The 12,081-nt window shown below is 65.9% G+C and carries 13 protein-coding genes; 3 read left to right on the forward strand and 10 right to left on the reverse strand.

Annotated elements, in window-relative coordinates:
* Together JYJ84_RS16680 and JYJ84_RS16685 are read right to left on the reverse strand one after the other, a co-directional pair.
* A partial coding sequence (locus tag JYJ84_RS16680; protein ID WP_205189296.1) for a RidA family protein occupies positions 1-375 on the reverse strand: 375 nt, incomplete at its 3' end.
* 336 nt (positions 376-711) lie between these two features.
* A complete protein-coding gene (locus JYJ84_RS16685; RefSeq protein WP_174957338.1) occupies positions 712-2,133 on the reverse strand; it encodes a cytosine permease in 1,422 nt (473 codons plus the stop codon).
* A gap of 394 nt (positions 2,134-2,527) precedes the next feature.
* Here JYJ84_RS16685 and JYJ84_RS16690 point away from each other — a divergent pair, with 394 nt between their 5' ends.
* Positions 2,528-3,451, forward strand: a complete 924-nt coding sequence (locus JYJ84_RS16690; RefSeq protein WP_042973786.1) for a LysR substrate-binding domain-containing protein — start codon at positions 2,528-2,530, stop codon at positions 3,449-3,451.
* A 69-nt stretch (positions 3,452-3,520) separates the two neighbouring features.
* Here the strand turns inward: JYJ84_RS16690 and argE are convergent, their stop codons facing one another.
* The 7 genes from argE to JYJ84_RS37840 all read right to left on the reverse strand — a co-directional run bounded on the left by argE (position 3,521) and on the right by JYJ84_RS37840 (position 9,581).
* Positions 3,521-4,684: an acetylornithine deacetylase gene (gene argE, locus JYJ84_RS16695; RefSeq protein ID WP_175220617.1), complete on the reverse strand. Its 1,164-nt coding sequence runs from the start codon at positions 4,682-4,684 to the stop codon at positions 3,521-3,523.
* Positions 4,677-5,354, reverse strand: coding sequence for a DUF1028 domain-containing protein (locus JYJ84_RS16700; RefSeq protein ID WP_122950566.1), 678 nt, complete (start codon positions 5,352-5,354; stop codon positions 4,677-4,679). The genes argE and JYJ84_RS16700 overlap by 8 nt, the downstream gene beginning before the upstream one ends.
* An 8-nt stretch (positions 5,355-5,362) precedes the next feature.
* Positions 5,363-5,800: a RidA family protein gene (locus JYJ84_RS16705; RefSeq protein ID WP_011349682.1), complete on the reverse strand. Its 438-nt coding sequence runs from the start codon at positions 5,798-5,800 to the stop codon at positions 5,363-5,365.
* 75 nt (positions 5,801-5,875) lie between these two features.
* Entirely contained in the window at positions 5,876-7,216 is a 1,341-nt protein-coding gene (locus JYJ84_RS16710) for an NAD(P)/FAD-dependent oxidoreductase (protein WP_175220619.1), read from the reverse strand.
* A gap of 566 nt (positions 7,217-7,782) precedes the next feature.
* A complete protein-coding gene (locus JYJ84_RS16720; RefSeq protein ID WP_175220782.1) occupies positions 7,783-8,085 on the reverse strand; it encodes a hypothetical protein in 303 nt (100 codons plus the stop codon).
* Positions 8,086-8,181: 96 nt separating this feature from the next.
* A complete protein-coding gene (locus JYJ84_RS16725) occupies positions 8,182-9,276 on the reverse strand; it encodes a tetratricopeptide repeat protein (RefSeq protein WP_236027331.1) in 1,095 nt (364 codons plus the stop codon).
* Between the two features lie 146 nt (positions 9,277-9,422).
* Positions 9,423-9,581, reverse strand: a complete 159-nt coding sequence (locus JYJ84_RS37840; protein ID WP_236027329.1) for a hypothetical protein — start codon at positions 9,579-9,581, stop codon at positions 9,423-9,425.
* 487 nt (positions 9,582-10,068) lie between these two features.
* On the opposite strand from JYJ84_RS37840, the gene JYJ84_RS16735 reads away from it, so the two are divergent.
* Together JYJ84_RS16735 and trpS are read left to right on the forward strand one after the other, a co-directional pair.
* A complete protein-coding gene (locus tag JYJ84_RS16735) occupies positions 10,069-10,224 on the forward strand; it encodes a hypothetical protein (RefSeq protein WP_175220621.1) in 156 nt (51 codons plus the stop codon).
* Between the two features lie 212 nt (positions 10,225-10,436).
* Positions 10,437-11,450 carry a tryptophan--tRNA ligase gene (gene trpS / locus JYJ84_RS16740; protein WP_043192038.1) on the forward strand — a complete coding sequence of 338 codons (1,014 nt, stop codon included), beginning with the start codon at positions 10,437-10,439 and terminating at the stop codon, positions 11,448-11,450.
* A gap of 117 nt (positions 11,451-11,567) precedes the next feature.
* Here trpS and JYJ84_RS16745 read toward each other — a convergent pair whose 3' ends face one another.
* Positions 11,568-11,978, reverse strand: a complete 411-nt coding sequence (locus tag JYJ84_RS16745; RefSeq protein ID WP_174957345.1) for a VOC family protein — start codon at positions 11,976-11,978, stop codon at positions 11,568-11,570.
* Positions 11,979-12,081: the final 103 nt, after the last annotated feature.

A 12,081-nucleotide genomic window follows, 5' to 3' on the forward strand; every position in this document is an offset into this window, starting at 1 on the left:
GACCGCCTGGATCTCGACCAGCAGCGCCGGCACGACCAGGCCGCTGACGATCACGACGGTCGACGCGCTCGCGTGGCCGCCCAGCCGCCGCTCACGCACGGTGCGATAGAGCGGCACCAGATCCGGACGGGTCAGGAACCCGTCCACCTTGACCAGATCCGACGCCACCATATCGGCGTCGGCCAGCACGGCGAACAGGTTGTCCCAGGCCAGTTCCATCTGCCGCTCGGGATCGTCCGGCACGCTGCCGTCGGGCGCGACCCCGACCTGGCCGGAAATGTGCAGCCAGCGTGCCTGGGCCGGCGCCGAGACGCCGTGACTGTAACGGGAAAACGGCTCGGCGACGCCGGCCGGATTATGCAGCTGAAGGGGCATGTTCCTGCTCCACGATCGATTGTCGGGCTCGCGTCGGCCGGTTGCCGGCATCGGCGGATGGAGATGCGATCCGGTCGTGTGTGGCCGTATGCGCGGTCGCGTCGCTGCGTTTCCCGCACATCCGGCCGGACCGGACGATGCACTCTACTCCATCGGCCGATTCCGCATCTCGTCGCGAACGACCGGACACGTTGCCTGCCGGAGCCGGAGCCGGGGCCGCGGTGCGATGACTGCACGGCAAGCCTGCATTTGGTATTCGGCATTCATCGCCCCCTCCACCACGCAGCACGGGAGACGGCACGCTGCCTGCCTCCCGCGCACCGCGCCATGCGCCGATCAACGCGCCGCTGTCGGCGGCATCGTCGCGCCCGTCTGCCGGCGCCGGTACGCGCTGTCGCGCGTCGCGAGCCAGTAGTACAACGGCGACGTCAGCACCAGCCCCACGACCCACGACAGGTCCGCGCCGCCGAGATGCGCGGGAATCGGTCCCGCGTACATCGGCGTGTTCATGAACGGAATCTGCACGAGGATGCCGATCGCATACGCGAGCAGCGCCTGCGGGTTGAAGCGGCCATAGATCCCGCCATCGGCCATGAAGATCGACTTGATGTCGTACTTGCCCTTGTGGATCACGTAGAAGTCGATCAGGTTGATCGCCGTCCACGGCACCAGCACGACGAGCAGCGCGAGCACGAGATCGACGAGGTTGCCGACGAAGTTCGTCGACGCGCCGATCGCCGCGTAGCAGCACGCAACGAAGATCACGACCGACACCACCGCGCGCGCCTTCGCGGTCGGAATCCACTTGTATGCGAACGTCTGCACCGACGTGATCACCGCGAGCACCGCGCCGTACAGGTTCAGCGCGTTGTGGCTGATCACGCTCAGCAGGAACAGCACGAGCATCAGCGGGCCGAGCGGGCCAGTCGCCTGCTTGACCGCGTCCATCGTATCCGCGCCGGCCGGCACCGCGAGCACCGCGACCGCGCCGAAGATGAACGCGAGCGTCGAGCCGATCGTGCAGCCGAGATAGGTCGCCCAGAACGTCGACGCCACGCCGACGTCTTCCGGCAGATAGCGCGAGTAATCCGACACGTACGGCGCGAACGCGATCTGCCACAACGCGGACAACGACACCGTCGCGAGCCATCCCGCGAAGTCGAAGCCGCCGCGCGTCAGGAAATCGTCGGTCGTCACGTGCGTGAGGATCATCCAGAAGCCGACGACGATACCGATGCCGAGCACCCACGTGCCGATCCGGTTCAGGATGTGGATGAACCGGTAGCCGACTATCCCGATCAGCCCCGACCCCACCGCGCCGATCACGATGCCGACGGGCACCGGCACCGACGACGCGATGCCGTGCACCGACTTGCCGGCGAGCACGATGTTCGATGCGAAGAAGCCGACGTACATCACGGCCGCGATCACGGTCACGAGCAACGCACCCCACGAACCGAACTGCGCGCGGCTCTGGATCATCTGCGGGATGCCCATCTGCGGCCCCTGCGCGGAATGCAACGCCATCAGCACGCCGCCGACCGCCTGGCCGACGACGATCGCGACGATGCCCCACATCAGGTTCAGGTGAAACATCTGTACGCCGAGCGCGCCGGTCACGATCGGCAGCGGCGCGATGTTGCCGCCGAACCAGAGCGTGAACAGGTCGCGCACCTTGCCGTGGCGTTCCGCGGGCGGCACGTAGCCGATCGTGTGCTTCTCTATCATCGGGGACGCATTGCGGTCCACGTTCGTCATGGTGATGTCTCCTGTCCTGCGCGGCGATGCGCGCGTGCCGTGTCAGCCGGCGCGCGTTGGGGTACGCGCCTGCAATCGGGTCCGGATACGCGAGCGACGACGCACCGCGTGCACGCGCGGCGGTGTCGAACGACGCGGACGATGCGCACGCGGGGACGGATGACATGTCCCGCTGCCGCGTGCGCAACCGCTTCGTGATCGTCGTGATCCAGGTTGGAGACGATGGTGCGCCACGCGCATCGTGGCCGGAAAATACTAAAAATATTTCCGCGACATACGAAAAAGCTCTGCAGCGGACATTCCGGCCCCGGGCGGCTTTCAGGTAAGGTGCTACGCAAACCATGGACAGATTGCGCCCGCGGCGGCACGCCGGGGCCGTGCATCAGAGGTGCTTGTGGCTCACTACACTTTGCGGCAACTGAAATACTTCGTGACGACGGTGGAATCCGGCAGCGTCGCCGAGGCATCGCGCCAGCTCTTCATCGCGCAGCCGTCGATCTCCAGCGCGATCAAGGGGCTGGAGGAAAGCTTCGGCGTGAAGCTGTTCATCCGCCATCACGCGCAGGGCGTGTCGCTCACGCCGGGCGGCACGCGCTTCTACCGGAAAGCGCAGGAGCTGCTGCGCATCGCGCACGAATTCGAGCAGAACGCGCTCGCCGACAACGACGTGATCACCGGGCAGATCGACATCGGCTGCTTCGAGACGGTCGCGCCGCTCTACCTGCCGCAACTGATCGCGGGCTTTCGCGAGCGCTACCCGGGCGTGAACATCCGGCTGCGCGACGGCGACCAGCAGGAACTCGTGCAGGGCCTGACGTCCGGCACGTTCGATCTCGCGCTCATGTACGACCACGATCTCGACGGCACGATCGAGACCGAGCCGCTGATGCCGCCGCAGCAGCCGTACGTGCTGCTGCCGGAGAACCACCGGTTCGCGGGCCAGACGCACGTGTCGCTGCGCGACCTCTGCGTCGAGCCGATGATCCTGCTCGACGTGCAGCCGAGCCGCACGTATTTCGTCAGCCTCTTTCACGAACTCGGGCTCACGCCGAACATCGTGTTCGGATCGCCGTCGATCGAGATGGTGCGCGGGATGGTCGGCCAGGGGTTCGGCTTCTCGCTGCTCGTCACGCGCCCGCATTCCGAATACACGTACGACGGCCAGCGGGTCGTGACGATCGGGCTCAGCGAAACGGTGAGCCCGTCGGGGCTCGTGAGTGCGCGGCTGAAGCGCGGTCAGCTCACGAAGCAGGCGCAGTCGTTCGTCGATTTCTGCCGCGAGCGGCTCGCGCAGATCGTCGCGGAAACGGCGCGATAAGAAACAGGCAGGAACAGGAAAACGCACGCGCCGCATGATGCGGTGCGTGCGTGTCGGCCGCTCGCCGGTTCAGGCGGCCGCAGCGAGATGCGCGGCCAACCGGCCCAGCATCGCGTCGCAGCCGTGGAGCTGGTCGAGCGTGACGAACTCGTCGGGCTTGTGCCCCTGGTCCATGCTGCCAGGCCCGCACACCACGGTCGGAATGCCGGCCTGCCCGAACAGCCCACCCTCGGTGCCGAACGCCACCGTCCCGAACGCATCGGAGCCGCTCAGCATCGCGAGCAGGCGCGCGGCCTCGCTGTCCGGTGCGGTCGCAAGCCCCGGATACGCGCCCAGCGGTTGCAGCCGGATGTCGGTATCGGGCTGCACCGCGCGCATCCTCGGCAACAGTTCGGATTCCGCATAGTCCTGCAGCTTCCTCGGCACGTCGTGCGCATCGAAATCCGGCAGCGCCCGCACCTCGAAATCGAATTCGCATTCGGCCGGCACGATGTTCAGCGCGCGGCCGCCCTTGATCAGCCCCGTCTGCACGGTCGAGAACGGCGGATCGAATCGCTCGTCGTGCCGTTCGGGCCGCGCGAGCGCATCACCGATCTCGCCGAGCCGGCCGATCAGCTTCGCCGCATAGTCGATCGCATTGACGCCCGACGGCGCATACGCGGAGTGGCACGCGGCGCCCTTCACGTGGCAGCGCATCGCGAGCTTGCCCTTGTGACCGAGCACCGGCTTCAGTTCGGTCGGCTCGCCGATCAGGCACAGGCGCGGCCGGTGCTCGCGCGCGGCCAGCGCTTCCAGCATCGGCCGCACGCCGAGGCAGCCGACTTCCTCGTCGTACGAGAACGCGAGATGCACCGGTACGCTCAACGGCCGGGCGACGAACGCCGGCACGGCTGCGAGCACCGATGCGATGAAGCCCTTCATGTCGGCCGTGCCGCGGCCGTACAAACGCCCGTCGCGCTCGGTCAGCCGGAACGGCTCGACCGTCCACGCCTGCCCGTCGACCGGCACCACGTCGGTATGGCCCGACAGCGCGATGCCGCCGCGATCGCGCGGCCCGATCGTTGCGTACAGGCTCGCCTTCGTGCGTTCGCCGTTGTAGAACAGTTCGCTCTCGACGCCGAAGCCCTCGAGATAGTCGCGGATGAAACCGATCATCTCGAGGTTCGAATCGCGGCTGACCGTCGCGAAACCGATCAGCCGCTCCAGCAAGGCACGGCTCGACGTGTCATTCATCGCCCGGCACTCCGTAGCTCGGCGCGGCGGTCGGGTTCAGCGCGCGTGTCTGGTAGTCCTGCATCTGCGGCCGATACGCCTGCCAAAGCGCATCGAGCTGCCCGATCGGATCGGCATCGGCCCAGTCCACGCGCAAGTCGACGATCGGCCAGGTCACGTCGCCGGCCACCTTCAGCGCGGCCGAATGCACCGGCCCCGCCTCGCCGCCGGCCGCCATCGCCGCATGCATCGCGGCCAGCAGGCGATCGGCGAGCAGGCCGGGTGCCTGTTCGAAGGCACGCGCCATCGCGTCGATCACGGCCGGCGCGGCCAGCAGGTTGCCGGCTGCCACGCATTGCTCGCCCTGCACCGCGTGATGCGTGCCGAGCGCTTCCTTGCCGGTGAAGCACGCTGTCTGCCCCTGCCCGTCGATCACCGTGACCTGCCGGTACTGGCTCCAGCCGTTCGCGCTGAGCGCACGGTCGAGCGCCGCGGCGGGCGCGAGCTGCTCGTGCTCGATCAGGTCGAGGATCTGCGGGCCGAGCGCCGGCAGCGTGATGTTCTGCGTCGCGACAGCGCCGACACCTGCGCGCACCCACGGGCAGCGCGCCCCCACCGCGATGCTCGACGAGCTGATCGCGATCCCGAGCTGGCCCGTCTCCGGGCAGCGCCCGACGATGGAGAAAGTCATGTCGCCTCCTACGCGCGGTTCGGCTGCCAGTTGTCCGGGATCACGGCGATCACGTCGATTTCCATCAGCCACTGCGGCTGGCCGAGCGCGGACACGACGAGCCCCGTCGAGATCGGATACACGCCCTTCAGCCACTTGCCGACTTCCTGGTACACCGGTTCGCGATAGCGCGGGTCGATCAGGTACGTCGTCGTCTTCACGATGTGCGTGAGGTCGCTGCCGGCTTCCTCCAGCAGTTGCTTGACGTTCTTCATCGCCTGCTCGGCCTGCGCGCGCGGATCGCCTAGGCCGATCAGCTTGCCGTCGAAATCGGTACCGACCTGGCCGCGCACGTAGACGGTGTTGCCGGCCCGCACGGCCTGGCACAGGTCGTTGTCGAGCGTCTGGTTCGGGTAGGTATCCTTCGTGTTGAACATGCGGATACGGGTATGGGTGGGTTGGCTCATCGGAATCCTTCGGTCGTCAAGGGTCACGCCACCGCACCGGATGCGAACGCGGTGCGGCGGGCGGCATGGGTTCGGTCAGTTCACCACGTCGGCAAGCGGCTGCGCGTCGGCGTGCGACGCGGCGCCGTCCTGCGCCGCGTGCGAGGTCGAGCGGCGCTGCGATGCGTCGTGGTAGTCGAGGTAGGTGCGCTGTGTCGCGATGTGATCGGCGATGTGCCGCGCGTCGTGCCACACGCCCCAGATGAAGCTGGAGCCGCGCCGCGACAGCCACGGCAGCCCGAGGAAATAGATGCCCGGCTCCTTCGACACGCCGCGCTGGTGCTGCGGCTTGCCGTTGTCGGCGAACGCGTCGACCTTCAGCCAGCCGTAGTCGACCGCGTAGCCCGTCGCCCAGATGATCGACGTGACACCCGCGCCGGCGAGGTCGAGCGCGAGAATCGGATGCGCGACGCACTCGGGGTTCGGCAGGATGTGGCGCGCTTCGGGTTCTTCCGGCAGATCGAGACCGTTGCGCGCCGCATAGGCGTCGGCCGCGTCGAGCAGCGACAGGTAGTTCTCGTCGCCGCGCGCGAGATTGATCGCGAGATCGCGTTCGAACACGGCCACGCCGCCGTCGAACGACTTCGTCAGCCCGACGAGCGTCACGCCCTGGTTCGCGAGCTTGCGGAAATCCACCGTATGGCCGCCGCGCGCGCCGCTCACCGCGATCGTCACGTGTTCGCGGCCGGGCGTCGCGATTTCCTTGTCCCATTCGCCAAGCACGCCGAGCCACCAGCAGAAATCGCGGCCGCGATACGCGCGTGGCGGGCGATCGTGCGGGCCGACCGACAGGTAGACCTGCCGGCCCGCGCGTTGCAGTTCGTCGGCGATCTGCACGCCCGACGAACCCGCGCCGACCACCAGCACCGCGCCGTCCGGAAGCTGGCCCGGGTTGCGATAGTCGGCGGAATGGAGTTGCACGAGGCGCGCGTCGTCCGGCGCGATCGGCGGAATCACCGGGCGCTGGAACGGCCCGGTCGCGACGACCACGCGGTTCGCCTCGATCGTGCCGTCGGACGTCTCGACAACGAAGCCCGGCTTGCCCGTATTACGCACGACCTTCTTGACCTCGACGCCCGTACGGATCGGCGCATTGAACTTGCGCGCATATGCTTCGAAGTAGTCCGCGACCTGGTCTTTCGACGCGAACGCGTCAGGATCGAGGCCGTCGAATTCAAGGCCGGGGAAGCGGTCGTGCCACGCGGGGCCGTTCGCGACCAGCGAATCCCAGCGCCCCGTGCGCCAGCGCTCGGCGATGCGGCTGCGCTCCAGCACGAGATGCGGTACGCCCAGCTTGCCCAGGTGCTCGCTCATGGCCACGCCGGCCTGACCGGCGCCGACGACGAGCGTATCGATTGAGGTTGTTTCGACTGCCACGGCTGTCTCCTTCTGAAGTGCGGCTCAGTGCGACGCTCGTGCTGTCGCGTGAGTTGGAATGGAGACATTCTGCTGATGCGCAGGCGGGCGCGAAATGATGATTTTTGTTGGTGTTGACGAACAAAAAGCTGGGGATGGCGGGGGTGGTGAGCGGTGCGGGTAGCTTTATGGCGCTCACGCGAGAGACGATGGCCATGTCTGGCTGCGGTGCGAATCCAGTACATGCGCGCCCTCGCACAAGCCTTTCCGCGGCAGGCATGTGTGCACCCGCCCGTTGCACAATGACCGTGGTCGCACGTTGTGACACTGCTCGACACGTTTGACGACGCCCTGCAGCGGCCTGGATATGCGGAAAAATCGCTCGAGCATGGGTGGTCGCGCAGCGTGTTGGCCATGCAGATCGAGTCGGCCGCCCATGCGCGCGCCGGCAACGCCGTGTCGAATTTCGCCGACCGGCCGCCACCTCCGCAGGCGGATCTCGCCCGACGCGCTCAAGTGCCCCTGGCCCACAAGACCGGGGCATTTAAAATTGCACCGATCTTGCCTGCAGGCTATTTCAGCACGGCTTATCGGTCGGCGTCCCGGTGCGCGGGCGCGGCCGGATCGCGTTCATCCTTGCCCGAGGGCCGTTCATCCACATCGTCGTCAGATGTCGACGAACCCCGGCTGGCGAACCATGCGACCAAGCCACCCAACGCAAGCAGCGGACCGAGAAGCAGGAAATGCTCAATCGCAAAATCGTTCACGTCATGCGAACCGTAGCCACCTCCGCTGATCTGGGCCACGGCCTGCAATACTGCAAACGCAGCCCAGGCAGTCAGGATCAGGCCGCCGACACACACCATCGCTGCAATCGTCGAGTTACGCATCTCTGCTCGGTCAAGCGTTCTCGGCAGCGTTGCCGACACTGACCTGCGGCTTCTGCGGCGGCATGTCGCCATCGGGCACGTGCGTGCGGCCCGTACTCAGCGACCCGGGTTCACGGCGGGCTCGGCCGGCGACGCCGGCGCGGATGTCGCCGCCTTAGCCGCGTTGATCAACGTCTCCTTGTTGCCGTCCCACTTGGGCAGTTTGGCCGGCGGCAGCGGCACCACCTTGTCCAGGTTCGGCAGACGCAGGTCGGGGTCGCGTTCCAGGCGATCGGCAAGGACGATATAACGCTCGGCACGAGCGCGATCCTTCACGCCACCGGCTACCGGATCGCCATCATCGAACGCACCGAACAAATATCCAGCACTCTCGGCACTGCCGAATTTCACGCCCGCATGCAGCGTCTTGAGCGCGCGTTCGTTGTTCTCGCCCAACTCGGCTCGATCGCCCGCAATCGTCGTTCCCAACACATACGCCGCACGTCCGTTGTCCTGCGCCACCGCACATTCAAGCATCTGGAGTGCGATCTTGCGGTTGCCCCAGAACCCCGCCTTGGGATCGTCATAGAGCGCGTCCATCTTGTCACCCAGATACGCCATCGCACTCGGACTGCCCATATCGGCGGCCAATTGCCAGAATGCATAGGCGCGACTGGCATCCTGCTTTACGCCCATCCCGTCCATGTGATACGTACCCATCAGATCGTAGGCCGCCGGAATACCCAGTTTCATCGCCTGTTCGGTGATCTGCAGCGCATGTTCGGAATCACGATCCACCCCCTCCCCCTGGGCGTACGCATTCGCCAGATTCAGCATTGCCTTCCAGTGCTTGCGCTCGGCCGCCTTCGTCCACAAATCGACAGCGCCCTTGTAATCGCGCTGGTTCGGCCACAACAGCGCGCTGGTCTGCACCAATGCCTGCTGATTCCATCGATCGGCCTCGGGATCGAGCGGGGGAGCCACGTCAACCTCGTGCTTGCACGCAAACGCCGTGCGATGAGGGTTGAAGGCGGTCAACGACATGTTGCGAGAAGGAGAATCGTTCATTGAGCAGGCTGCGCATGCAACGAACAGGAAAGCCGAAACCAACCGGGTCAAGCCGATACGGTTGGCGGGAGTCGAACGCAATTGATTCAGCACGATTTGGGAAGCCTGCTCAGGAAAAGCGAACGCCTGTTGCACGCGCATCATGGAACGGATGCGGGAAGCCGGTCGGCGCGGACATCAGTGATGATCCCGTTGATCGGGTACGGCTTCCTCGATCCATCTCGGTTGCACCGCAAGCGGCAACCCCAGAAAGGTGGAGGGCGGAAGATCCGGGCATGAAGACTGGCAGATCAGGTGCCCTTCGCTCCCGGCACCGAGGCCTTCCGGCCAATCGATGTTTGCGGTACCAGGACGTGGGCCAGCGCATCATGGTGACGGCCCCAGTGAAACCGGATCGCACGATTGTTCTGATCGAGCGCGCCAACGAAGGCGCGCAACATTTCGGTCACGTTCACTTGTCGATAGGGCATTCGGCAACGGCGCTCTCAGACCGCCAAGCCACCTGCGCACTTAATTGTTTGGTCATTGATTTTAATTGCAACGTTCACGCAAAAACAATCGCACCATGCCAGCGGCCGCGCGATCGTGCGACGGAAGGCTTGATGAAGCCTCGACGAAATACAATTCATTGATTTTATTGATTTTTTCATTCTTTCCGAAGGCCGGCGACAAACGTCGCCGTGTTTGAACGCACGTCGAGCCGGCCATTGCCCGACAATTCTTGACGGTTCTCGGTCTGCCAAGCTGATAGCATGCGCGTCGCATGCGACCGATCTGCCCGGGATCGTCGTGTGCCGGGCCGCCCCACGTACCGAATGCGTGCTCAAACGCAGCACGACGTGTCGGGACGCCCCGTTGAACCCCGCAACACCCCGGCATCGCCCCGCGCGACCCGTTGCAGCAACCGTTGGAGTGGCGCTCCCCGCGCCTGCAAGCATGAAGAAACCGAAGCAGTCCTCCCGTTCTCCGCACGGCAAAGACCGCACGCCGCTCGCGCGCACCGGCGCGCTGCTGCTGATGGCCGGCCTGCTGTACCTGCTGTGGCCGTCGGCCGAAACCGCCTACCTCGCGATGGAGTCGGTGATCCGCTGACGCGCACGGCCGTCCATCCCCGCACTACGCTATACTCTCGCAATGGAAACCCGACCCGCCTCGCCGAACGTGCATTGCTGGTGGCGCGCCTGACCCAGGCGGCCCGTTTCCTTTTGCATGTCCCAAACGTGATGCCGCCAGCGATGGCGGCATTTGCGTTTCTGCGCGGACACCATGGCTGGCGGCTTCGATAACCCGGAGCAACGACCAACATGACTCACCCGACCCGTCCGACCATCCTCACCGGCGACCGCACGACCGGCCCGCTGCACCTCGGGCACTACATCGGCTCGCTGCGCGCCCGCGTGCAAATGCAGCACGAAGCGAAGCAGTTCCTGCTGCTCGCCGACACGCAGGCGCTCACCGACAACATGGGCCGCCGCCAGCGCGTCACCGAGAACGTGATCGAAGTCGCACTCGACTATCTCGCCGTCGGCATCGACCCGGCGATCTCGACGATCGTCGTGCAGTCGCAGGTGCCCGAGCTTGCCGAGCTGTCGCAATACCTGCTCAACCTCGTCACGGTCGCGCGCCTCGAACGCAATCCGACCATCAAGGAAGAGATCCGCCTGCGCGGTTTCGAGCGCGACATCCCGGCCGGCTTCCTGACCTACCCGGTGAGCCAGGCGGCCGACATCACCGCGTTCAAGGCGACGCACGTGCCGGTCGGCGACGACCAGCTGCCGATGATCGAGCAGACCAACGAACTCGTGCGCCGCTTCAACGCAACCGTCGAGCAGCCCGTGCTGGTCGAATGCGAGGCCGTGCTGTCGGCGGTCACGCGGCTGCCGGGGATCGACGGCAAGGCGAAGATGAGCAAGTCGCTCGGCAACGCGATCACGCTCGGCTCGACGCCGGACGAGATCACGCAAGCCGTGAAGGACATGTACACGGACCCGAACCACCTGCGCGTGAGCGATCCCGGCCAGGTCGAGGGCAACGTCGTGTTCACGTTCCTCGATGCGTTCGAGCCCGACGTGCAGAAGGTCGATGAATTGAAGGCCCACTATCGTCGTGGCGGGCTCGGCGACAGCGTCGTCAAGCGCGTGCTGAACGAGCGGCTGCAGGCACTGATCGAGCCGATCCGCGCACGCCGCCGCGAATTCGAGGCCGACAAGGCCGAAGTGATGGCGATCCTGAAGCGCGGCACGATGCACGCGCGGGACGTCGCCGGCGCGACGCTCGCGGAGGTGAAGGGAGCGATGGGGTTGAACTACTTCGATTGAACGGCGCAGGCTGCGAGCATGCGAACGCGCTCCGCGCGCCGGCCGGTATCGAGCCGGCGTGTGGCGATCACCGCAGCGTCACATGCGCAAGCGAGCGTCGATGCAACCGCAACCTCATCACGATGCGTGCGTCGGCACGGCCGCGTGACACACCGCTTCCACCCTGTTACCGGCCGGGTCGACGAGAAACGCGCCGTAGTATTCGCCGTGGTAATGCGGCCTCAAGCCGGGTTCGCCGTCGGACTGCCCGCCCGTCGACAGGCCAGCCTTGAAAAACGCATCCACCTGCTCGCGGCTCGCGGCCTTGAAGCACCAGTGCCGCTTGCTCACGCCGATTTCAGCGGGATCCAGATAGACCGCCAGGAAAGTCGACGCGGTGTCGTTCGCATTGCAGCGTTCGCCATAGCCGAGCGCGGTCGGACGGTCATAGACCTTGGCTGCCCCGAGTGCGGCCATGATGGCGTCGTAGAACGGGCGTGCCAGTTCGATATCCGGCACGCTGATTGACACGTGATCAAGCAGTTGCATCGCATCTACTCCGTTGAAGGGCACACGAGTCTACATGAGCGTGGCATTTCGCATCGAAGTCACCCTGCTGCTCGTGGGCGATACCCGAGCGCCCGCCACCGAC

The organism is Burkholderia sp. LMG 13014 (assembly GCF_905232215.1).
GTDB lineage: Bacteria > Pseudomonadota > Gammaproteobacteria > Burkholderiales > Burkholderiaceae > Burkholderia.

Excerpts from the sequence above, each read along its gene's own strand:
- JYJ84_RS16685 (WP_174957338.1), bottom strand. The coding sequence starts at position 2,133 with ATGACGAACGTGGACCGCAATGCGTCCCCGATGATAGAGAAGCACACG.
- argE (WP_175220617.1), bottom strand. The coding sequence starts at position 4,684 with ATGAATGACACGTCGAGCCGTGCCTTGCTGGAGCGGCTGATCGGTTTC.
- JYJ84_RS16700 (WP_122950566.1), bottom strand. The coding sequence starts at position 5,354 with ATGACTTTCTCCATCGTCGGGCGCTGCCCGGAGACGGGCCAGCTCGGG.
- JYJ84_RS16705 (WP_011349682.1), bottom strand. The coding sequence starts at position 5,800 with ATGAGCCAACCCACCCATACCCGTATCCGCATGTTCAACACGAAGGAT.
- JYJ84_RS16720 (WP_175220782.1), bottom strand. The coding sequence starts at position 8,085 with ATGCGTAACTCGACGATTGCAGCGATGGTGTGTGTCGGCGGCCTGATC.
- JYJ84_RS16725 (WP_236027331.1), bottom strand. The coding sequence starts at position 9,276 with ATGATGCGCGTGCAACAGGCGTTCGCTTTTCCTGAGCAGGCTTCCCAA.
- JYJ84_RS16735 (WP_175220621.1), top strand. The coding sequence starts at position 10,069 with ATGAAGAAACCGAAGCAGTCCTCCCGTTCTCCGCACGGCAAAGACCGC.
- trpS (WP_043192038.1), top strand. The coding sequence starts at position 10,437 with ATGACTCACCCGACCCGTCCGACCATCCTCACCGGCGACCGCACGACC.
- JYJ84_RS16745 (WP_174957345.1), bottom strand. The coding sequence starts at position 11,978 with ATGCAACTGCTTGATCACGTGTCAATCAGCGTGCCGGATATCGAACTG.